Raw genomic sequence first — 20056 nt, 5'->3', positions numbered from 1 at the left:
CCGATGACCGCTTCCAACGAGCGCTACGACGCGCCCCCTTCGCCCACACCCTCATCCACCTCGCCCACGCCGAACGGCCCTGGTGGCCCGGGCAAACCGGCCATGCGCCTGATCGTGGCACTGCTCAGGCGCTCACGCGGCGCCTTCGCGATCGCGCTCACCGCCTGCGTGCTGAACGGCATCGCGAGCGTGCTGCTCGTCGCGACACTTAGCCGCGCGTTGTCGCAACCGGGTGCCGCCGACATGTCGCTCGCCATGCGTTTCGCGTTATGCGCGGTGATCGCGCTTGTCACTCGCGTCATCACCGGCGTGCTGTTCGCACGCCTTTCGCAGGACACGATGGCGCAACTACGCGAACACGTCGCACGCCGGGTGGCCGAGGCCGAGTTGCGCGACGTCGAACGGATCGGCGCGGCGCCGGTACAGTCGGTGCTCACCGACGACGCCACCAACGTCTCGATGCTGTTCTTCGCCTTGCCGAATCTGGTGATGCACGGCTCGATCGTGTTCGGCTGCCTGGGCTATCTGGCGTGGCTATCGTGGCCGGTGTGCCTGCTCGCGGTGGCCGCGATTCTGGTTGGCTCGTTCGGCTATCACGCGGGCGACAAGCGGGCCATTGCCTCGCTCGAAGCCGCCGGCCGTTCGCAGGACAAACTGTTCGGCTATCTCGGCGCGCTGTTCACCGGCGCGAAGGAACTGAAGCTGCATCAGGCGCGCTCGCGTCAGTTCGTCGACGGCCAGCTCGGCTCGGCCATCGACGAAGTGCGCGACCACCGGCGTCAGGCATTCAGCGCCTACGCGGTCGGCGTGGGCTGGATCGTGTTCCTGTTCTATGTCTTCCTGGGCGTGGCGGCGTTCTGGCCCGCGCTTGGGGTGCATGCCGACGCGCCGTCGGCATCGGGCTATGTGGTGGTGTTCCTGTTCATGCTGCTGCCGCTGGACGGTTTGCTCAACAACGTGCCGACGCTGAACGCGGCCCGCGTCTCGCTCGACCGCATCGAGAAAGTCATGAGCGAATTCGGCGCGCTGCGCACCGCGCCGCCGCCGGATGAAAATGCCTCGCACGCGCCGTACAGGACGCTCACGCTGCGCGACGTCACGCACTCGTATTTCCATGAACGCGACGAACGGATGTTCCGCGTCGGGCCGGTCAATCTCAGCTTCAGGCCGGGCGAGCTGGTGTTTATCGTCGGCGGCAACGGCAGCGGCAAGACCACGCTCGCGAAAGTGCTGACCGGTCTGTACGAACCGGAAGACGGCACGATCGAACTGGACGGCAAGCCGATCGGCTTCGCGGAGCGCGCGGCGTACCGTCAACGCTTTACCGCCGTGTTCAACGATTTCCATCTGTTCGACGCGCTGCTCGGGATCGTCGATCCGAATGCCCAGTCGCGCGCGCAAGCCGATGCCCGCGCCAATGCGCTGGTCGCGAAGCTCGCGCTGGATCACAAGGTACAGGTGGTGAACGGCGCATTCTCGACGCGCGCCCTCTCCACTGGCCAGCGCAAGCGTCTCGCGCTGGTCGTCGCGTATCTGGAAGACCGACCGTTTTATCTGTTCGACGAATGGGCCGCGGATCAGGACCCGCAGTTCAAGGCCGTGTTCTACGAGCAACTGTTGCCGGAGTTGCGTTCGCGCGGCAAGACGGTGCTGGTGATCAGCCACGACGACCGCTACTTCCATCTCGCGGACCGGGTGTTGAAGCTGGATAACGGCAGTATCGTCAGCGAGACCTATGGCGTCGCGCAGGCTGTGGACAATCCGGTGGTAGCCAACGGCATAGCGGGATAAAGTGAGTGAAGCGCACGCGGCGCGTTGTCTGAACGCTCCGCGTGCGCTGCCAGTGCTCCAGCTTTACTTTCTGACGACGGCCGGAGCCGGCAGCGAAAGCAGCGTCTGAGTCATCGTATCGGCCATCCGCAGCGCGGACATCGGCCCGCCAAAACCCCAGATGTTTCGCTCCACGAGGCCCACCCGTCCCGCTGTGCGCGCCGGCACGAAACGCCAGATCGGCGAATCGAGTTTGGTGGCGAGCGGCACGCCGGGTTCCGTCGCGCTGACGAACAGCACGGTGAGAGCCGGCTTCTTCAACAGATCTTCTGAACTCACGTAAGCCGTGCCTTCGCGTGTCGGCTCGCCGGGCCACAGATCGAGTCCAAGCGCGCGCGCGACACCCGCAGCCGTGCTATTGCCGGTAAAGGACCAGTAACGGTCGGGCAATCCCAACTCCTGCAGCCACGCAATCTGCTCGCCTGTGCGGCCCGCTTGCGCGAGGCGTTGCGCATCGCGTGCAAAACCCGCGTCGACCCTGGCCTCGACCTCGCGCGCCTCATTCTCGCGCCCCGTCAGGCAGCCAATGGTGCGCAGAATCTTACGGCCCCAGTCGAGTTGCGTGACGCGGGCGCCATCCTCGGCGAAATTCGGACCGTATTTGAACAGCACCGTTGGCCCGATCCGTTCAAGCGCGGCAAAGATCGGCGCGTGGCGCAGACCGACGCCGAGGATCAGATCGGGCTTTGCCGCTGCAATGGCTTCGAGACTCGGCTCCTGGCGCGTGCCGATATCCGGCACCGAGCCGAGACGCGCATTGTCGTAACCGATCCACACGGGGTAGTACTCGGGATCGGCCATGCCGACCGGCGTCACGCCCAGCGCCGCCAGGTCTTCGGCGAACATGAATTCGAGCACGACGATGCGCATGGGACGCGCGGGCAGCGCGGGACTCGCCTGCGAAACGATGGGATTGCTGGCGAGCGACGTGCAGCTCGAGCCGGTTTGCGGCGACGCTTGCGATGCTGCAGCGTTACCCTGCGCATATGCCTGAGTGCCGCAGAGCAATGCGCTCGCCACAGCGGCGGCCATGCAAAGCCGATTCAGGCGCATGGGTGTCTTCGCGCGGCCCGTCAACCTGCGTCCTGCAACGCGATTTCCGCGTCGCTCATCGTCAATAGCAAGGGGCAGCGTCCACACAGTTGCGTCTCTCCAGGAATTTCATAACGTACACAGCAGACGCGCCGTGCGCGGAAGGGGTTCGACAGGCTTGCGGAACGCGGCTGCGAATCGCGCAGCGGCATGCGCAGCGGATTGGCTTCGCCATCCGCGCCGAGCGGCCCGAACAGCCACGCGGCGTCTGCGGTGGCATCGAATCGCGGCGCGCATTGTTCGAACACATGGTCGAGCAGATTGCCCGCATTGCTCCACAGCACACGCGGAGCGATTTTCGTCATCGCGCAGAGCGATTCGATCACCGCGTTCAGATGATCGACGAGCGGTGCATAGCGCCGTGCCGGATCGGTTTCGGCGGGCTGCAACGCGTCTTCGGGGAAATAGAGGGCGACCGGTAAGCCATCGCGCAAGACGACATGGGTCGTTTCCGGCGACATCGCGAGCGGGCGTCGCAACAGTGCCGCTGCCACAAAACCAGCGGCGGCCGCGAAGCCGAAGTAGTACTTGCTCCATTGCGACAACAGCGCCCTCGCGTGCGTTTCGCGTTCGCCGCCGTATAGCGCGAACATCGCATCGATCAATTCGCTGCGATGGCGGCTCAGTTCCGCCACGGGGATCACGGTTGGCAGGCCGGTCCCGTCATCGGCTAGCGCCGGCTCGTCGCGCACCTTCGGCGTGCCGAGCCACACATGCTCCAGATAGTGCGCGATCGCCTCCGGCGCGAAAGCCGCGAAGCACGGTGCGTGCGTGTCGCGGCCGGTTGCTGGCGCCGCTGCGTGCGCCTGTTGCGCCGTCACCGCTTGCCCCGCTTCTCGCGCCGAGCCTCCACGATCAGCAGCGCAAGCAGATACGGCGCGCCGATCAGCGCGGTCAGCACGCCCGCGGGAATTTCACGCGGCGCGAGCAGCGTGCGTGCCGCAATATCAGCGACCACCAGCACCAGCGCGCCGCATGCAGCGGCCAACCAGAGGCGCGTCCGATGGGCACGCGCGCCGAGCATCGACGCCAGATGCGGCGCCATCAAGCCGATGAAACCCACCGGCCCGACAGCGGCCACCGCCGCGCACGCGGCAAGCGTCGCCACGGTCAGCACCAGCGGACGCAACACGCCGATCGGCAAACCGAGCGCGGCGGCCTGGTCGTCGCCCAAGGCGAGCAGATCGAGCGGCCGCGCGAGCAGCGCACACACCGGCAGCGCCACCGCGCACCATGGCACGAGCGTCATCACTTCGCCCCAACTGCGCCCATACGTGCCACCGACCAGCCACACCACGAAGCGCGCGGGCTGCACGCTTTGCTGCGTGATGAGCCATTGGGACAGCGTGGTCCAGAGCGTGCCGATCACGATGCCTGTCAGCGCCACCGCGAGCGGCGCATAACGGTGGCGGCGATTGAGCAACAACGTCAGCGCCAGGGTCACGCCGCCACCCGCGAGCGATGCCACGGCCAGCGTCGAATGGGCCGCGAGCGGCCAGATGACGAGCGCGGCGAGCGTAGCCAGCCCCGCGCCTTGCGTCACGCCTAGGACTTCGGGGCCGGCAAGCGGATTGCGCACGATGCTCTGCATCAGCACCCCGCTGGCGGCGAGCAACGCGCCCGCCAGCAATGCGCAAAACAGACGCGGCAGACGCAAGTCGAGCAGTATGCGCGCGAGGTCGTCGCGTTGCTCGAACGCTGCGAGCCAGCGATGCACACCGATCGTAGTCGGGCCAAACGACGCACCGGCACCCACGATAACGATGCCCAGCATCAGCAATACCGCCGCGGTCGGCGGCCACGGCCAGCCATCGAGTAGCCGCACGAAACGCGAGCCCGCCCGCACGGCCGGACGGTCCTGACCGGTGTGCAATGCGCCCGACCACGCCGCGCCGCCGCGGATCATCGCCAGCATCAGCGGTGTCCCGACAAACGCGATCGCGACACCTGTCGAGAGCGTCGCGTCGAGATCGAGCGCCTGCACGGCGCTATCGGTGACGAGCACCAATGCGCCGCCCACCAACGCAGACAGCGGCACGAGCACGGCGAGCCGCGAGGCCTTCGCGCTACGCGCCTGACGCAACAGATTCGGCGCAATCAGGCCGACATACGAGAGCGGCCCCGCCACGCTGACCGCAACGCTCGCGAAGCCCACCGCCACCACCATCGCGGCAAGACGTGTCGCGTCGACACGCACACCAGCAGCGGCCGCAGCGTCGTCGCCGAGTGCGAGCGGGTCGAGTGGACGGATCACGAACGGCAACGCGGCGAGCGGCAACACGAGCCAGCCGGCGGCGATTTTCAGACCCGCCGCGCCCGGTTGATAGAGGCTGCCGCTCGCCCACAACGACACGCCAACAATGCTCTGCTCGAAGAACGCGAGAATCAGTGTGGTCAGCGCGGAGAACAGCAGCATGCAGACGCTGCCGGCCAGCACGAGCCGCAACGGCGTCGCGCGCCAGCCGCCTGCCGCGGCGGCCACGCACGCGGCAGCAGCAAGACCGCACACGAACAGCAGCGGCACCGAAGCGACGCCCGCCAGCGACGGCACCAGCATCGCGGCGAGCAAGCCGAGTTGCGCGCCGCCGGTAATGCCGAGCAGATCCGGCGACGCCAGCGGGTTGCGCGTGAGCGACTGGAACAACGTGCCGGCTACAGCAAGGCAGCCGCCCACGACCAGCGCCGCCAGAATCCGCGGCGCGCTCAGATCGAACAGCAGAATGCCGGCAAGCTGCGCGGCGTCGCTGCCGGCGGGCGCGCTGAGCCACGCGCGCAGACCGGGCGCGAGGCGCAGCGCGGTCACGATCAGGATCAACGCCACCAGTGCGGCGCCAATCGTTGCCGCCCGGCTTTTCACGGGCGCGCGCCAGCTCTCGATGACAGGGTCGCGACGACGCAGGCGTTTGCGCGCGGCAAGCGTCGTCATGCTGCGATGTCCTTGCGGACGGGCTCATCGAAAGCGCTGCCGGTGAGGTGCATGGCGTCGCCTTCGTAGGCCGGTACGCACATCGGTGCGCCGGTCTGCGGATGGGTGATCTTGATCATCGGCACGCTGAAGGTGTCGTTCAGGTGACGCGGGTCGAGCATGGCATCGGGCGAACCGTGCGCGACGATCCGGCCCGCGCGCATCAGCACGATTTCGTCGCTATACGCGGCGGCCTGGTTCAGCTCGTGCAGCACCCAGACGATCGTCAGGCCGCGTTCGCGATTCAGCCGCCGCAGCTCACGCAGAATGTCCAGTTGATGGTGAATGTCGAGATACGTGGTCGGCTCGTCGAGCAACACGATCGGCGCCTGCTGTGCGAGCGCCATGGCGATCCATGCCCGCTGGCGTTCCCCGCCCGAGAGCGCGGCGACATCGCGCGCGGCGTCGTCGGCGAGGCCGCTGGTGGCGAGGGCTTCGTCGATGGCCGCGTGGTCGGCGCGCGAAAGCCCGCGCAGCCAGCCGCCATAGGCATAGCGGCCATACGCAACCAGTTCGCGCACCGTCAGGCCAGAGGGAATCTGGTTGAATTGCGCGAGCATCGTCAGCGTGCGCGCCAAAGCGCGGCGACGATATGAAGCGAGCGGTGCGCCGTTCACTTCCACGCTGCCGTAAAGCACCGGCTGCAAACCGGCGAGCGCGCGCAACAGCGTGCTTTTTCCGCAACCGTTCGGTCCGCACAAAGCCGTAACGCGCCCCGCTGCGATCGTGAGATTGAGACCGTGAAGCACAACATGATCGCGGTAGCCGACCGTCAGCGAATGCGCCGCGAGTGCCGCGCCCTGCGTTTTCGTCATTGCCCGGCCGTCCGCTGTTCACCTTCGCGGTAGCTCTGCGCCATGGCGACGACCACCTTGCGCGTTCCTTCGAATGGATCGCGTGCATGCGCCGTCAGCATGTTGTCGAGCATCAGCACGTCGCCCGTCAACCAGGGAAACACAATGCGCTGCTGCTCGAGCACGGCGCGGATTTCGGCGAGCGCATCGGCTTCGAGCGGCTCGCCGTCGCCGTAATACACGTTGCGCGGCACGTTTTCGAGGCCGACCGAATCGATCAGCGCGTCCTGCATGTCTTCGTCGAGTGAGGACAGGTGGAACAGATTCGCCTGATTGAACCAGACCAGCGCGCCCGTGCGCGGATGGCGCGCGGTCGCCTGGCAGCGCTCGCGGGTGCGCAGGAGCAACTCGCCGTCTTCACTATCGCGCCATTCGCATTCGATGCCACGTGTGCGGCAAATGCGCTCGACCACCCGCGGATCGTCCGCACCGAAGGCCTGTTCCCACGGCAGATCGAGGCCTTGTCCGAAGTTGCGCACGTAGAGCAATTCACGCTTCGTAAAGCGCGCGACCAGTGACGGGTCGAGCGCACGGTAGATCGCGCGGCTGTCGGCGATCGGCGTCGCGCCACCCGAACGCGCGGCGAGCGCGCAGTGAAACCAGATGCGTAGCGGCCACTCGCGCGTGTACGACTGCTCGTTGTGCAGCGGAATCGAGCGATGCGGCGGATATTCGGTCGACGTGTAAACCGCGCCTTCCACCTGGCTGCGCGGTGTCGAAGCGAACTCGTAACCGATCAGCGGATGGCCGAACGATCCGGCAAAGCTCTGGAACATATCAATCGAGGCGACGCGAAAGCCGGTGAGCAACACGCCGCCGGCGCGCTCGAGCGTATCGTCGGCGATCGCGTGCAGCAGCGGCGCGGCCTCTTCCAGTGAAATCGCCGCGCCCGCCCGCGGCGAGACGACAGTGGGCAACCCCGGCTCGATGGATAAATCGGCGAGCGTGGGGAGCGGCATCGTAAGCATGGTCATGCGAAATCCTTTTACAGAAGCGGCGTCGCCAGGCGCCTGTTCGGCGGCTATGCGGGCCTGTCCGATTACGATGCGCGCGCCTTCGCGGCGGCGTCGTCCATATGACGGCGCAGGCTCGCCGGACGCATGTCGGTCCATACCGTGTCGATATGCGCGAGGCACGCGGCCTTCGGACCGCTCACGCCCACTTCACGCCAGCCGGCAGGCACGGCGCGAAACGTCGGCCAGATCGAGTACTGCTCTTCGTCGTTGATGACGACCGTGTACACCAGGTCGTCGGCTTCGGTTGCTGCGGCGCTGGAGGCATGCTGGGCGTGCGTCATGATGATTGGCTCGGTCGATGAATGATCAGGATGCCTCAGGAAATGCATGTTTGCAGGGTTCCCAGGCGGCGGCGATAGCAGCATTGGACTGCTATCGCGCTTCTATTCGCTTCAACTCAATTGACGTTTGGCGCGCGGCTTTTTTTACCGCCGACGCGCCCGGCCGCTGCAGAATGCCGGGCCGGCTTCGCCACGATGGCAGGCATCGAGGCAATCGACGCAATGCTTTTCGGCATCGCGCACCATGAAATGCACCAGCGTTTGCGAAACGTCGAGCGCGCGTGCCGTGCTTTGCAGCGTTTCCTCGCGCAGGCGCACCATTTCGAACGCCGCACGGCTGCGCGGCGGCAATTGTTCGAGCGCGTTGTAGACATGGCGCAGCGTGTCGCGCACGAGCAGCGCTGCTTCGGGCGACGGCTCCGGCGAGGGCACATGCAGGCCGTCGTCCTCGTCAGCGTGATAGGTGCTTTCCAGACTCTGGCGGCGGAATGCGTCGATCGACGCATTGCGGACCATGCGGGTCACATAGGCGACCGGTTGCCGCACGGCATCCTGATCCGGGAAGTCGACCAGCTTGATGAAGACGTCATGCACCACGTCTTCCGCGAGGCCCGCGCAGCCGACAAAGCCGCGCGCCAGGTTGACCAGCATGGGCCGGTTGGCGATCAGCACGTCGAGCAACGTGCCGTTCTCCCAGTCGACCGGACCGGCATCGCCGCGCGCTCGCTGCGGAGCCGGAGGGCACTCGACGCCGGCGCTGAGAACTGACATTGGTATCGCAGTTGAAGGCTCCCGCCGGATGAGCACCTCGGCCATAGATTCGCTCCGTTTTTCTCAAGGACAGAGCGCCAATCTAACGTAAACGCGAATCATTCTCAATTAAGAATTGATATAACCTTACTATCTCGATAGATTTGTATGATCATTATTCCGCTTGGTATATCCATGGTCGCAGGCATGACCGGCATCCATGTTGGGTCGGCCATGCTGGACCTTAGGTATCCAGATCATTTTCGGTTCGTGAGAAGCACGGGGGACGTCACGATCATTGTGACTGCCGAGCGGCGCAAACTGCACGCGGTGGTGATGACCCGGCAGTCGCGCCAGGCCTTCGCGGAACAAGGGCTGTGCCGAATGGCGGGTGGGTTCCCGAATCTGGTACAAATGATGCCGGCGCTGATGCTCTCGCAGTTTCCATCAGCGAAAGCCCATTGTGGAATCCGAACCCCGAACGTTGAAGTCACCATCTTGTTGGAGTAATTGATGGCCAAAGCTTACCTGCAGGTGATCGCGCATTATTTCGCCAAACCCGGCAACGGCGATGCAATTGTGAAGTCGCTCACCGAACTCGCTGCGGCGACCCGCACGGAGCCCAAGAATCTCTACTACGAGTTCTTCCGCTCGCCTGTCAATGCCGACCACTTCGTGATTCTGGAAAAGTACAGCCATGCTGACGGGCTCGCCGAGCATCGCGAAACCGAACACTTCCGGCGCCTCGGTTTCGGCACGATCATTCCCCTGCTCGATAAACGCGAAGTCACCACCTATATGGTTCCGGAGGACGCAGCATGATGAACGCGTTCCGCTTTCAAACCGTGCCGACGATGATCGTCGAGTTCGGCGCCGCGCGCCGGCTGGGCGCATTGTTGCGTGCACAGTTTGCGTCGCTCACGCGCATGTGCGTGGTGACCGATGGCTTCCTGAAAAAGAGTGGGCTGCTCGATCCGGCGTTGGCCGATCTCGCGGCACATGGCTGGGACATCACCCTCATCGACGACGTCATCGCCGATCCGCCCGAACACATCGTGCTCGAGGCTACCTCGCGTGCGCGGATTGCCGGTGCGGAGATCGTGGTGGGACTCGGCGGTGGCTCGTCGATGGACGTGGCGAAGCTGATCGCCGTGCTGGCTCCGCAACAGCAGCAGGCGCTCAGCGAGATGTACGGCGTGAACAAGGTCACGGTATCGCGCCTGCCGCTCGTGCAGATGCCGACCACGGCGGGAACCGGCTCCGAGGTCACGGCCGTGTCGATCGTGACGGTGGGCGAGGCGAAGAAAATGGGTGTGGTCGCGCCGCAATTGATCGCCGACCTGGCGATTCTCGATGCGGAACTCACGCTTGGGCTGCCGGTTGCCGCAACCGCGGCGACCGGCGTCGACGCCATGGTTCATGCCATCGAGGCGTACACGTCCGCGCATCTGAAGAACCCGGTGTCCGACATGCTGGCCGTGAAAGCGCTCGAACTGCTTGCGCGCAATCTGCTGCCCGCGTGCGAAAACGGTCAGAACCGTGCTGCGCGTGAAGCGATGTTGCTCGGCGCGACATTCGCCGGTCAGGCATTTGCCAATTCGCCGGTGGCCGCCGTGCATGCGCTCGCGTATCCGATCGGTGGCATTTATCACGTCCCGCACGGGCTTTCGAATGCGCTGGTGTTGCCACATGTGCTGCGATTCAACGCTGAGGCAGCGGCGAATCTCTATGCGGAACTCGCTGATGTGATCGTGCCGGGTCTTACGGGCAGCGCCGAAAGCAGGACCCAGGCGCTAATCGAAAGGCTGGAGCAAATGATTGCGGCAACAGCGATTCCCGCCCGGCTGCGCGATGTCGGTATCGAGCGCAGTGGCCTGGAACGTATGGCGAGCGACGCCATGCTGCAAACGCGGTTGCTGGTGAATAATCCGCGGCCGGTGACTGAGGTGGATGCGCTGGCTATTTATACGGCGGCGTTTTAATCGCGCGGTCGAGCGGGTTCGGGCCATTGTGGCGATCTTTTCGCGCACGCTCGGTTTGACTGGATCGGCTGAATAGCCGCCTTCCATCGCACACCCGCTTCTCGTGCGGACCAGCAGCCCGCCAGCGTGACCATCGCAGGAAGAGAAAGGGCGCCACGTGTGCCCTTTTTTGTTTATCCAGCCTGAAGCGCTGACCTGATATTTTAATTTCCCGCTGCCATCACCGTCTCCTTCTCAGACTGATGGCGAGCGCGGCTCACAGTACGAAGCGAATGCCGCGTCTACTCGCCAGACCTCCCGCTTTGCACGGCATGGCGCCATCCGCGAGCGCTTCCCCCCTTTCTGTCGCCTTACGCCAAACATCTGATCGATATCCGTTGGCCGTCGCACGACACTTCTGCCCTTCCGCTATCGCCGCATAGGACCGACACGCCCGCCGGATAAGGCACAGCGCCCCATGGCACAGACGATGCATAACTGCCGGCACCCAGTCGTGCAGTTACCAACGTCCGTCGAATTGAGGTGCGTCATGTCGAGTCTCCAGGGTCAGCGTCGAAACATGAGTTGGCGAAGCCGGCCATTCTCCCCGCGCAGCGGCCCAAGCCAGCACAGTCATGGCCGCGGCCATACCCAAGGATTCGTCCCGGCAGGACTGCGCACTGCAGGATGGATCGGGCGCGGTCCGAAGCAATTGTGGCCCTATGTGCTGCCCTGGGTATTCGCGGTCCTTACCATCGGGTTCTTCTGTCTCGTCGTACGTGGGGTTCTCACGCGCCAGCTTCTGGTGCCGCCGGTCGAAACCCCGCAATCGCTAGTAGAGCGCGGCTATACCTCCAACTTCCTCGCGCAGCGGATCATGTCCTCGATGCGGGAAATCGGCCAGGACGCCGAGTCGATCCCACACGACACGATGACGGACAATGACGCGCAACCGGACATTCAGATCCCCGGCCAGGAGATGTCCTATGCGTCGACGGTGCGTTTTCTCAAAGGCGTCGTCAACCGCACGGACATCGCCGTTCACGTGGGCATTACGAAGGTGAACGACAGCGCGGATTCCTATATCGCCCACGTGCAGATCGAAGGCGGTCCGTTCAACTCCCGCGAAAACACCGTGCCGTTCGAGGGCCGCGATCTGGAGCGGTTCGTGCACGATATCGCTGTCATGGCGATGCGCCTCGCCGAGCCGAACATACTCGCGAGCCATCTCTACTCGCAAGTCCAGAAGACCAAATGTTCACTGGCGCAATGTAACTACAGCGAGATTGTCGCGATCTACGACGAGGTACTCGCACTGCCGGCCTCCGAGCAAGGGGAATGGGCGCTCGCCGGCAAGGCGTGGTTGCTCGCCAGTCAGGGGCTTTCCAAAGAAGCCGAGCAGCAAACCCGCGAGGCGCTCACCGTGTACAAACATTCGGCGGTGCTGCGCGCCAGCCTCGGAATTGCACTCGAACAGCAGCACCGGATCGACGACGCGCTCGAAGCACTGCGCGCCGGCGCAAACGAGAAATCGAAGACGGCCGAGAACCTGCGTCTTCTTGGCGACGTGCTGCTGCATGCGCACCGCTACCCCGAAGCACTCGATGCCTTCAGCAAGGCCGACAGGATGAAGCCGGACAGCGTCGACAATCTGCACGACTGGGGCGAAGCGCTCGTCACGGTTGGCCGCTACGACGAAGCGATCGACAAGCTTTCACGCGCCGTGGCTCTGCGCCCCGACCTGGCACCCTCATACGCCGAGTTGGGCCGCGCGCTGGATCACAAGGGCGATCTGCTCGGCGCCTCGCGCAAATATGCACAGGCATCGCAACTCGACGCCGGCACCTTGTCAGCACGGGAAAGCCACATCGCCCGTCTCGCCAGAACGTTTCAGGACGCGAATGGCCCTGACACAACGGGTGCCGATGCAAAAGTCAAACCCGTTTCGAATCCGCCCGCAGCACTTCAGTTTCATGCATCACAACGCAATGCCGGATGGACCGTGATGTCGATGGGCTAGCCCGGACACATCTAATGTTGCAGTAGTCGTACTCACAGTTGAAGAGGAGATGGTCGATGGACAACTTCGAAGACGCGTTCAAGGCTCTGATCGGAAATGAAGGCGGGTATTCCTTCAATCCGAACGATCCTGGTGGCGAGACGATGTGGGGCGTGACGGCACGCGTGGCGCACAGTCATGGATATACGGGCGCCATGAAGGACCTGCCGCTGGAAACCGCCAGGCAGATCGCCAAGCAAAGATACTGGGACCCCTTGCGCCTCGACGAACTCGATCCGCGTGTGGCCTTTCAGATATTCGACGCGAACTATAACGGCGGCCTGGTGGTGTTGTGGATGCAAAAAGCCGCCGGTGCGAAAGAAGACGGCAAATTCGGATCGGACACACTGGACGCCGTCCGCAGCGCGGATCCCATGAAGTTTGTGATGCGCTTCGCCGCCTATCGTCTGCGCTATCTGCGCAACCTGCATACGTGGTCCACATTCAGCCGTGGATGGACCGAAAGAATGGCCGCAAACCTTCTCCTGGGAGCAGCATGATGGACTGGTCAAAAGTAGCGTCAAACATTGGCAGCACCGCCCCGCTTCTCGCCGGTCTCATAGGTGGACCCGTGGGACTCGGCGTGACGGCCGCCGCAGCGATCATTTCGCATGCACTCGGAACACCGAGCGATCCGTCCGTGGTCGAGACCGCGCTGAACGATCCTGCTGCCCTCGATAAAATCAGGCAGGCCGAGAGCGCCAACTCCCTGCAACTGCAACAACTGGTGGTTACTGCCGCTCAGGCCAGTCTGGCGCACGAAACCGACATGGCCCGCATCGCGGCAGACGACCGGGCCGGCGCGCGGGCAATGGGTGTGGCCAATAAGGACTGGGTCCCCAAAGTGCTGGCCATGGCGGTCACGGCGGGATTCTTCGGGATTCTGCTGCTGATGGCGTTCCAGCCCTTGCCCGGTACTAACAAGGACCTGGTGAACGTGATCGTGGGCGCGCTCGGTACGGCGTGGATCAGCATCATCGGCTACTACTTCGGCACTTCGGTGGGATCGATGAGAAAGACCGAGTTGCTTGCCAAGCCCAGCGTGCCCATCACGGCGGATAGCGCGGTCACGCTGCGGGAACCGGCCGGGTCCTCCACACCTCGCGCTGCGGCCGCGCCAGTCGCGTCGCCGACCGAGGTATTCCAGCCGTTCGTTCCTGGCGCACAGGGCCCGATCTTTTCGGGTAGCTGATCGAGCGTCAGCGGGCCGGACGATGCACGCCACGAGATACCCGCTCGTGGCGTGCATTGTCCGTTGTCAGGTGGGCTGGGGCTGGGTGGGTCTGCTTGAGTCGGCCTTAGTCGGCCGCCCATCTCGATGGTACTAAGGCCCGCTGGGCACCGCTCTCAGAGCACGCCGCGCATTTGTCTCAAATTTCGCAACAAAGCTTACCTGAAACTACGGTTACTCCGGCTCGATCGCAAAACTACAATGGAATCACTGGCTACGAACAAGAACGCTCGTAGCAACGCTAAAGACAGAACTGGAGGTAGTTCATCATGAAATCGCTCATTCAAGCTGTTGTTGTTGCCGCGGTATTGGCCGCTCCTGTTGCTTCATTTGCGCAGTCCAACCAGCCCGTGACCCGCGCACAGGTGCGCGCCGAACTGGTGCAACTCGAAAAGGCCGGCTACCAGCCGAACCGCGCGGACCCGTATTACCCGGCTGACATTCAGGCCGCACAAGCCCGCGTCAACGCACAGAACGGCACTACGCAATCGGCAGCCAGCGCTTACGGCGGTGTGGGCAGCGGCTCGTCGCAATCGGGCTACGTCGCTCCGGCCAAGGGTACGAAGTCGATTTATTTCGGCAACTAAGCTGTTCAGCGCAGCGGACCGCCGGCGCTATACCGGTTGCGTTGACCGGTGGCCGGGAGCGCAAAACAGTCGCACGCTTTGATTCAAACGAACTGGCCCGCGATCGAGCAGCTCCGATCGCGGGCCAGTTGTGTATTCGATACCTCCGTCATCGGCTTCGATGACTTCGCCCGGACCCTCGCGGTCTGGGCGCTTTTTTGGTCGCGTACGTGGGCGACTTGGCCCGAGTCAGCTCACGGGTGTTAGTCGCGAGCAATCAGATCGCCGACCTGGCCGTGCCCTGTGACGAGACAACTCGACAGGAAGTTTTCCCCCTGGCTGCTGGATCCGGCTTCTCCAAAGCCTTTTTTCAAGGCCTCCAGTTTGACCAGTTCCGCGCCTTTCTGGCACGTTATTGTCCCCAACTCTCCTGCTTGTGCGCGCATCATCGCCCTATCCGCCATCAGATAGCCAAGCAGCAACACCACGGCAATATAGAACGCCTGTCTCACGGTTCGTCTCCTCTTTTGAAGAGCCTAACGCGAACCATGGCCGCAGGATGCTAGGGGTTTCCCGATTAATGGCAATCAGACGATGCAATACAAATCTGCATGGCGCGACCCGCCGCGCCGTGTTTCAGCTTCTTTGACGCAGCCGCTTGCGCGTCGGATCGGATGCGCAGAAGCCGCGCAAACCGGAGAAGCGATTCAATCGCCGGCTCACCATTCCATCGGAATCCTGATCAAATCGCCATGTGACTACACACCGAGCCGGATTTCGATCTGCCGAATGCGTTTTTCAACCGCATGACGCACGAGCCCATTCGAAGGCACCAGCAGTAACGACGACGCGATGATCCGGTACACCTCGTTGCGCCGTACTTTGGAGACCTTGTCGGGGTCGAGCCAGGCGTCGTTATCCGCCAGCAGCAGCAACGTTTCCAGGCCAATGAGAATCGGCCACAAACAGGCCAGCCGCAGGCGCACCGACAACGACGGGATCGCCAGCGTGTAATCCAGCGCCTCGTGGAAATGGTCGAGTGTCTTGTGCAGCAGTTCAACCATCAGCGGTCGCGCACGCACGGAATTGGCCGGCACCAGAAGGTCCTGCGCGCTTAAGCCGTATCGATCCAGCATGGTCTGCGGGAGGTAACAGCGGCCGATCCGCAAATCCTTGCCGCAATCGCGCAGCACGTTGGTCATCTGCAGCGCCTTGCCAAAGCGCACGCCGCGCCGTTGCATCACGCCGGGCAACTCCTTCAGCGTGCCGGGCATGTGCGCGTACGTCATCGTGGTCCAGAATTCGCCGACACAGCCCGCCACCAGGTAGGTATAGCGGTCCAGTTCTTCGTATTCGCGCAAGGCGGCGAGTTGGCCCGAACGTTCATCGGGGAAGGTTCGAAGGTCGAATTCCATGCCCTCGGTCAGCGTCGACACGATCTCGCGCACGGCCTTGCGGTCGAACTCGCTCAGTTGCGACAGCACCTCGAGTGCCGGCCCGAGCGATTCGAGCAGGCGCTTTTCATCCGACTGCATCTGCTGCCCGGCCACTTCAGCGGCCAGACGCCGGACCAGCGCGCCGTCGTCCGTGGCGCCGTTGACCTGCTCGCGCAGCGACAGCAGCATCGCCAGGCGTTGCTCCGGCGAGATCAGCGACGTGTCGGCGATCGTATCGGCCGCGCGCGCCAACAGGTAGGCAAGTCCAATGGGGTCGCGCATCCCGACGGGCAGCACGCGCAGGGTGAGATAAAAGGAGCGTGAAACGCCTTTCAGGAGCGGGCCGAGAAGAAAGGCCCGGGTCGGATTCGGCATGGATGGGATCTGGTCAGTATTGGGCAGAAATCAGGCGCAGCCGAATTGTATACGGCGGAACGCCACTAGCAGGCGCCGGATTGTCGCTTCCGAATCGCCAAAGCGTCTCCTGAACGCGGGTTTATCTGAAACGTCAGCGCGTCCACACTGGCGTCGAACTCGGGAGTATGGCGCGCGGGGTTGACAAATGCCGCCGCGCACGCCCGAACGACACCGTGCGTGCCAGGGCGGTCAACATGGCCGACACAGCGAAGACCGCAGTAAAGGACAACAGAGAAGCTCATCATGAACATCTCAAAGTATTTCATCGACAGACCCATCTTTGCGGGCGTGCTGTCGGTGGTGATTTTGCTAGCCGGCTTCATCGCGCTGACAAAGTTGCCCACCGCTGAGTATCCGGAGGTCGTGCCGCCTTCGGTAGTCGTGCGCGCGCAGTATCCGGGGGCGAACCCGAAGGTGATCGCCGAGACGGTTGCTTCGCCTATCGAGGAGCAGATTAACGGCGTGGAAAGCATGTTGTACATGCAGTCGCAGGCAAACAGCGACGGCGCCATGACAACCACGGTCACGTTCAAGCTCGGCACTGACCCGGACAAGGCTCAGCAGCTCGTGCAGAACCGTGTGTCCCAGGCCATGCCGCGTTTGCCGGAAGACGTGCAACGTCTGGGGGTCACCACGGTCAAGTCCTCGCCGACGCTGACCATGGGCGTGAACCTCGGCTCGCCAAACGGTCGCTACGACCTGACCTACCTGCGCAACTACGCGCTCATCAATATCAAGGATCGCCTCGCGCAGGTGCCAGGCGTCGGTGAAGTCGTGATGTGGGGCGGCGGCGACTACTCGATGCGTGTCTGGCTCGACCCGACCAAGGTGGCCAGTCAGAACATGACGGCGACCGACGTCATCAAGGCGATTCGCGAGCAGAACGTTCAGGTGGCAGCCGGTATCGTCGGTGGTTCGCCGATGACGACCAATGTGCCGCTGCAACTCAGCGTCAATGCACAGGGTCGTCTGAAGACCGAGGAAGAGTTCCGCAGGATCATTCTGAAGACGTCGCCGGATGGTGCGGTCACGCACCTCAGTGATGTCGCGCGCGTCGAAATGGGCGCGGCGGAATATGCGCTGCGCGCCGCTCTCGATGGCAAGCCGGCAGTCCAGCTCATCATCTTCCAGCAGCCGAACGCAAACTCGCTGCAGATTTCGACGGATGTGCGCCGCATTACGGCTGAACTGCAAAAGGACATGCCGGATGGCGTCGAAGCGAAAATCGTCTATGACCCCACACAGTTCGTGCGAGAAAGTATCGACGCGGTGGTCCACACGCTCTTCGAGGCGATTGCTCTCGTCGTTATCGTGGTCATCATCTTCCTGCAAACGTGGCGTGCGTCTCTGATTCCGTTGCTGGCCGTGCCGGTATCGATTGTCGGCACGTTCTCGCTGATGCTGGCGTTTGGCTTCTCGATCAACGCGCTGTCGCTCTTCGGCATGGTGCTCGCTATCGGGATTGTGGTCGACGATGCGATTGTGGTGGTCGAGAACGTGGAGCGGAATATCGCTGCGGGATTGTCTCCGCTCGAAGCATCGTATGAAGCCATGCGCGAAGTGAGCGGGCCGATTGTCGCGATTGCGCTGACGCTCGTCGCCGTGTTCGTGCCGCTCGCGTTCATGTCGGGTTTGACGGGCCAGTTCTATAAGCAGTTCGCCATGACCATCGCCATTTCGACGGTCATCTCCGCTTTCAACTCATTGACGCTCTCGCCCGCGCTGGCAGCGCTCCTGCTCAAGGACCACCACGCGCCGAAGGACTGGCTCACGCGCATCATGGACCGCATCCTCGGGCCGTTCTTCAACCTCTTCAACAAGGTGTTCAATCGCAGCTCCGAGGCTTATGGCCGCGGTGTCAGCGGCGTGATCAACCGCAAGTTCGCGATGATGGCCGTGTACGGCGTCCTGCTCGCGGGCACGATGCTGCTGGGCAAGATCGTGCCAGGCGGCTTTGTTCCTGCGCAGGACAAGGACTATCTCGTCAGCATTCTGCAGTTGCCGGCAGGCGCATCGCTCGACCGCACGGCCAAAGTCGTCCACGAGATGGGCATCATTGCCCGCAACCAGCCTGGCGTCGAGCACACGCCGGAGTTTCCGGGTCTGAACGTGACCGGCCTGATGAACTCGTCGAGCAGCGGCCTGGTGTTCCCGGTGATGAGCCCGTCGAAGCATCGCAGCAAGGATGAGTCCGCCGCGGCCATCGTCGGCAACCTGAACAAGGAATACGGCGGCATCAAGGACGCGATGATTGCCACGTTCCCGCCGCCTCCGGTTTCGGGTCTGGGCACGATTGGCGGCTTCAAGCTGCAGATCGAGGACCGTGGTGCACTGGGTTACGAGGCGCTGAACAAGGCCGTTCAGGCATTCCTCACCGCGGCAGCCAAGGCACCGGAACTCGGGCCATCGTTCTCCAGCTACCAGATCAACGTCCCGCAACTGAATGTCGAACTGGACCGGGAGAAGGCGAAGCAACTCGGCGTCTCCGTGACCGATGTGTTCGACACGATGCAGATTTACCTCGGCTCGCTGTATGTGAACGACTTCAACAAGTTCGGCCGGGTGTATCAGGTTCGTGCCCAGGCCGACGCTCCGTTCCGCACCTCGGCGGAGAGCATTCTGGCGTTGAAGACGCGCAATGCCGCGGGCGAAATGGTTCCGCTGTCGTCGCTCGTCAAGGTTACGCCCACGTTCGGTCCGGAAACCGTGATTCGCTACAACGGCTTCCTTGCTGCTGACATCAATGGTGGTCCGGCACCCGGCTATTCGTCCGGTCAGGCGATGGCGGCAGTCGAGCGTATTGCTGCGGCAACACTGCCGCGCGGCATCAAGTTTGAATGGACCGATCTCACGTACCAGCAGATTTTGACTGGCAACGCGGCGATGTGGGTATTCCCGATCAGCGTGCTGCTCGTGTTCCTCGTGCTGGCTGCCATGTATGAAAGCCTGACACTGCCGCTCGCCATTCTGCTGATCGTGCCAATGAGCATTCTGTCCGCGCTCTTTGGCGTGTGGCTCACGCAGGGCGACAACAACATCTTCACGCAGATCGGCCTGATGGTGCTGGTGGGGCTATCCGCGAAGAACGCGATTCTGATCGTCGAATTCGCTCGGGAACTGGAAATGCAGGGTCGCACGATTGTTCAGGCTGCTATCGAAGCGTGCCGGCTGCGGTTGCGCCCAATTCTGATGACGTCGATTGCTTTCATCATGGGTGTGATTCCTCTGGTAATTTCCACGGGCGCAGGTTCGGAAATGCGTCGTGCAATGGGTATCGCAGTGTTCTTCGGCATGCTCGGTGTGACGCTTTTCGGGCTGCTGCTGACCCCGGTGTTCTACGTGCTGTTGCGCAAGCTGGCCGGCGGCAAGCAGTTGAAAAACAGGCACGGCAAGCATCCACATGTTCATGGCCCTGACGACCCTGGCCTCGACGATGGCTCGAGCGGTTCGCACGGCACAACCGTGAAGCCCTCGCCCAAGGTCGCCGAACCGGCGTTGCAGGATTGAGGAGATCGCCATGTAAGGAATTTTTGCCATGAAGCGACCGGAGCGTTTCCGCGCCAGGCCATGCTCCCATCCAGCGCATCGGATGGGCGCG

General features: G+C 63.3%; 18 protein-coding genes. 9 read left to right on the top strand and 9 right to left on the bottom strand.

Going from position 1 to position 20056, the window contains the following annotated elements; genetic code table 11:
• Positions 1-3 precede the first annotated feature (3 nt).
• Positions 4-1791: a cyclic peptide export ABC transporter gene (locus PQR27_RS35285; RefSeq protein WP_408528155.1), complete on the top strand. Its 1788-nt coding sequence runs from the start codon at positions 4-6 to the stop codon at positions 1789-1791.
• 63 nt (positions 1792-1854) lie between these two features.
• Here PQR27_RS35285 and PQR27_RS35280 read toward each other — a convergent pair whose 3' ends face one another.
• The 7 genes from PQR27_RS35280 to PQR27_RS35250 form a co-directional block, all read right to left on the bottom strand.
• Complete coding sequence (locus PQR27_RS35280; RefSeq protein ID WP_408528154.1) at positions 1855-2883, bottom strand: ABC transporter substrate-binding protein; 1029 nt, start codon at positions 2881-2883, stop codon at positions 1855-1857.
• Positions 2884-2903: 20 nt separating this feature from the next.
• Entirely contained in the window at positions 2904-3656 is a 753-nt protein-coding gene (gene fhuF, locus PQR27_RS35275) for a siderophore-iron reductase FhuF (RefSeq protein WP_408528408.1), read from the bottom strand.
• A gap of 83 nt (positions 3657-3739) precedes the next feature.
• Positions 3740-5848, bottom strand: coding sequence for a Fe(3+)-hydroxamate ABC transporter permease FhuB (fhuB, locus tag PQR27_RS35270; RefSeq protein ID WP_408528153.1), 2109 nt, complete (start codon positions 5846-5848; stop codon positions 3740-3742).
• On the bottom strand, positions 5845-6702 hold the full coding sequence (locus PQR27_RS35265; RefSeq protein WP_408528152.1) for an ABC transporter ATP-binding protein: 858 nt from the start codon (positions 6700-6702) through the stop codon (positions 5845-5847). Before PQR27_RS35265 ends, fhuB begins: the two co-directional genes overlap by 4 nt.
• Entirely contained in the window at positions 6699-7715 is a 1017-nt protein-coding gene (locus PQR27_RS35260; RefSeq protein WP_408528151.1) for a TauD/TfdA family dioxygenase, read from the bottom strand. The genes PQR27_RS35265 and PQR27_RS35260 overlap by 4 nt, the downstream gene beginning before the upstream one ends.
• 65 nt (positions 7716-7780) lie before the next feature.
• The gene (locus PQR27_RS35255) at positions 7781-8038 is read right to left on the bottom strand and encodes an MbtH family protein (protein ID WP_408528150.1); all 258 of its coding nucleotides are present in this window, start codon (positions 8036-8038) and stop codon (positions 7781-7783) included.
• Positions 8039-8182: 144 nt separating this feature from the next.
• Positions 8183-8854 carry an RNA polymerase factor sigma-70 gene (locus PQR27_RS35250; RefSeq protein WP_408528149.1) on the bottom strand — a complete coding sequence of 224 codons (672 nt, stop codon included), beginning with the start codon at positions 8852-8854 and terminating at the stop codon, positions 8183-8185.
• Positions 8855-8956: 102 nt separating this feature from the next.
• Between PQR27_RS35250 and PQR27_RS35245 the strand changes: the two genes are divergently transcribed.
• The 7 genes from PQR27_RS35245 to PQR27_RS35215 all read left to right on the top strand — a co-directional run bounded on the left by PQR27_RS35245 (position 8957) and on the right by PQR27_RS35215 (position 14626).
• Complete coding sequence (locus PQR27_RS35245; protein ID WP_408528148.1) at positions 8957-9298, top strand: hypothetical protein; 342 nt, start codon at positions 8957-8959, stop codon at positions 9296-9298.
• 3 nt (positions 9299-9301) lie between these two features.
• Complete coding sequence (locus PQR27_RS35240) at positions 9302-9610, top strand: putative quinol monooxygenase (protein WP_408528147.1); 309 nt, start codon at positions 9302-9304, stop codon at positions 9608-9610.
• A complete protein-coding gene (locus tag PQR27_RS35235; protein ID WP_408528407.1) occupies positions 9610-10770 on the top strand; it encodes an iron-containing alcohol dehydrogenase in 1161 nt (386 codons plus the stop codon). Before PQR27_RS35240 ends, PQR27_RS35235 begins: the two co-directional genes overlap by 1 nt.
• Positions 10771-11299: 529 nt before the next feature.
• Entirely contained in the window at positions 11300-12769 is a 1470-nt protein-coding gene (locus PQR27_RS35230) for a tetratricopeptide repeat protein (RefSeq protein WP_408528146.1), read from the top strand.
• Between the two features lie 56 nt (positions 12770-12825).
• Positions 12826-13308, top strand: a complete 483-nt coding sequence (locus PQR27_RS35225; RefSeq protein WP_408528145.1) for a glycoside hydrolase family 108 protein — start codon at positions 12826-12828, stop codon at positions 13306-13308.
• Entirely contained in the window at positions 13308-14000 is a 693-nt protein-coding gene (locus PQR27_RS35220) for a hypothetical protein (protein WP_408528406.1), read from the top strand. Before PQR27_RS35225 ends, PQR27_RS35220 begins: the two co-directional genes overlap by 1 nt.
• A 308-nt stretch (positions 14001-14308) precedes the next feature.
• Positions 14309-14626, top strand: coding sequence for a DUF4148 domain-containing protein (locus PQR27_RS35215; RefSeq protein ID WP_408528144.1), 318 nt, complete (start codon positions 14309-14311; stop codon positions 14624-14626).
• Between the two features lie 242 nt (positions 14627-14868).
• Here the strand turns inward: PQR27_RS35215 and PQR27_RS35210 are convergent, their stop codons facing one another.
• Both PQR27_RS35210 and PQR27_RS35205 read right to left on the bottom strand, forming a co-directional pair.
• The gene (locus tag PQR27_RS35210; RefSeq protein ID WP_408528143.1) at positions 14869-15117 is read right to left on the bottom strand and encodes a hypothetical protein; all 249 of its coding nucleotides are present in this window, start codon (positions 15115-15117) and stop codon (positions 14869-14871) included.
• 246 nt (positions 15118-15363) lie between these two features.
• Entirely contained in the window at positions 15364-16416 is a 1053-nt protein-coding gene (locus PQR27_RS35205; protein WP_408528142.1) for a phytoene/squalene synthase family protein, read from the bottom strand.
• Positions 16417-16701: 285 nt separating this feature from the next.
• Between PQR27_RS35205 and PQR27_RS35200 the strand changes: the two genes are divergently transcribed.
• Positions 16702-19965 carry an efflux RND transporter permease subunit gene (locus PQR27_RS35200; protein WP_408528141.1) on the top strand — a complete coding sequence of 1088 codons (3264 nt, stop codon included), beginning with the start codon at positions 16702-16704 and terminating at the stop codon, positions 19963-19965.
• The last annotated feature ends 91 nt before the right edge of the window (positions 19966-20056 follow it).

Origin of the sequence: Paraburkholderia fungorum (genome assembly GCF_046027215.1) — a bacterium.
GTDB lineage: Bacteria > Pseudomonadota > Gammaproteobacteria > Burkholderiales > Burkholderiaceae > Paraburkholderia > Paraburkholderia fungorum_D.
Note: the sequence above shows the minus strand (reverse complement) of the source record. Positions and strands in the feature narration are given on the sequence as shown.

What these genes read in the sequence shown, in the direction of transcription:
- PQR27_RS35285 (WP_408528155.1), top strand. Translation starts at nt 4, where the DNA reads ATGACCGCTTCCAACGAGCGCTACGACGCGCCCCCTTCGCCCACACCC.
- PQR27_RS35280 (WP_408528154.1), bottom strand. Translation starts at nt 2,883, where the DNA reads ATGCGCCTGAATCGGCTTTGCATGGCCGCCGCTGTGGCGAGCGCATTG.
- fhuB (WP_408528153.1), bottom strand. Translation starts at nt 5,848, where the DNA reads ATGACGACGCTTGCCGCGCGCAAACGCCTGCGTCGTCGCGACCCTGTC.
- PQR27_RS35265 (WP_408528152.1), bottom strand. Translation starts at nt 6,702, where the DNA reads ATGACGAAAACGCAGGGCGCGGCACTCGCGGCGCATTCGCTGACGGTC.
- PQR27_RS35260 (WP_408528151.1), bottom strand. Translation starts at nt 7,715, where the DNA reads ATGACCATGCTTACGATGCCGCTCCCCACGCTCGCCGATTTATCCATC.
- PQR27_RS35255 (WP_408528150.1), bottom strand. Translation starts at nt 8,038, where the DNA reads ATGACGCACGCCCAGCATGCCTCCAGCGCCGCAGCAACCGAAGCCGAC.
- PQR27_RS35250 (WP_408528149.1), bottom strand. Translation starts at nt 8,854, where the DNA reads ATGGCCGAGGTGCTCATCCGGCGGGAGCCTTCAACTGCGATACCAATG.
- PQR27_RS35245 (WP_408528148.1), top strand. Translation starts at nt 8,957, where the DNA reads ATGATCATTATTCCGCTTGGTATATCCATGGTCGCAGGCATGACCGGC.
- PQR27_RS35240 (WP_408528147.1), top strand. Translation starts at nt 9,302, where the DNA reads ATGGCCAAAGCTTACCTGCAGGTGATCGCGCATTATTTCGCCAAACCC.
- PQR27_RS35235 (WP_408528407.1), top strand. Translation starts at nt 9,610, where the DNA reads ATGAACGCGTTCCGCTTTCAAACCGTGCCGACGATGATCGTCGAGTTC.
- PQR27_RS35230 (WP_408528146.1), top strand. Translation starts at nt 11,300, where the DNA reads ATGTCGAGTCTCCAGGGTCAGCGTCGAAACATGAGTTGGCGAAGCCGG.
- PQR27_RS35225 (WP_408528145.1), top strand. Translation starts at nt 12,826, where the DNA reads ATGGACAACTTCGAAGACGCGTTCAAGGCTCTGATCGGAAATGAAGGC.
- PQR27_RS35220 (WP_408528406.1), top strand. Translation starts at nt 13,308, where the DNA reads ATGGACTGGTCAAAAGTAGCGTCAAACATTGGCAGCACCGCCCCGCTT.
- PQR27_RS35215 (WP_408528144.1), top strand. Translation starts at nt 14,309, where the DNA reads ATGAAATCGCTCATTCAAGCTGTTGTTGTTGCCGCGGTATTGGCCGCT.
- PQR27_RS35205 (WP_408528142.1), bottom strand. Translation starts at nt 16,416, where the DNA reads ATGCCGAATCCGACCCGGGCCTTTCTTCTCGGCCCGCTCCTGAAAGGC.
- PQR27_RS35200 (WP_408528141.1), top strand. Translation starts at nt 16,702, where the DNA reads ATGAACATCTCAAAGTATTTCATCGACAGACCCATCTTTGCGGGCGTG.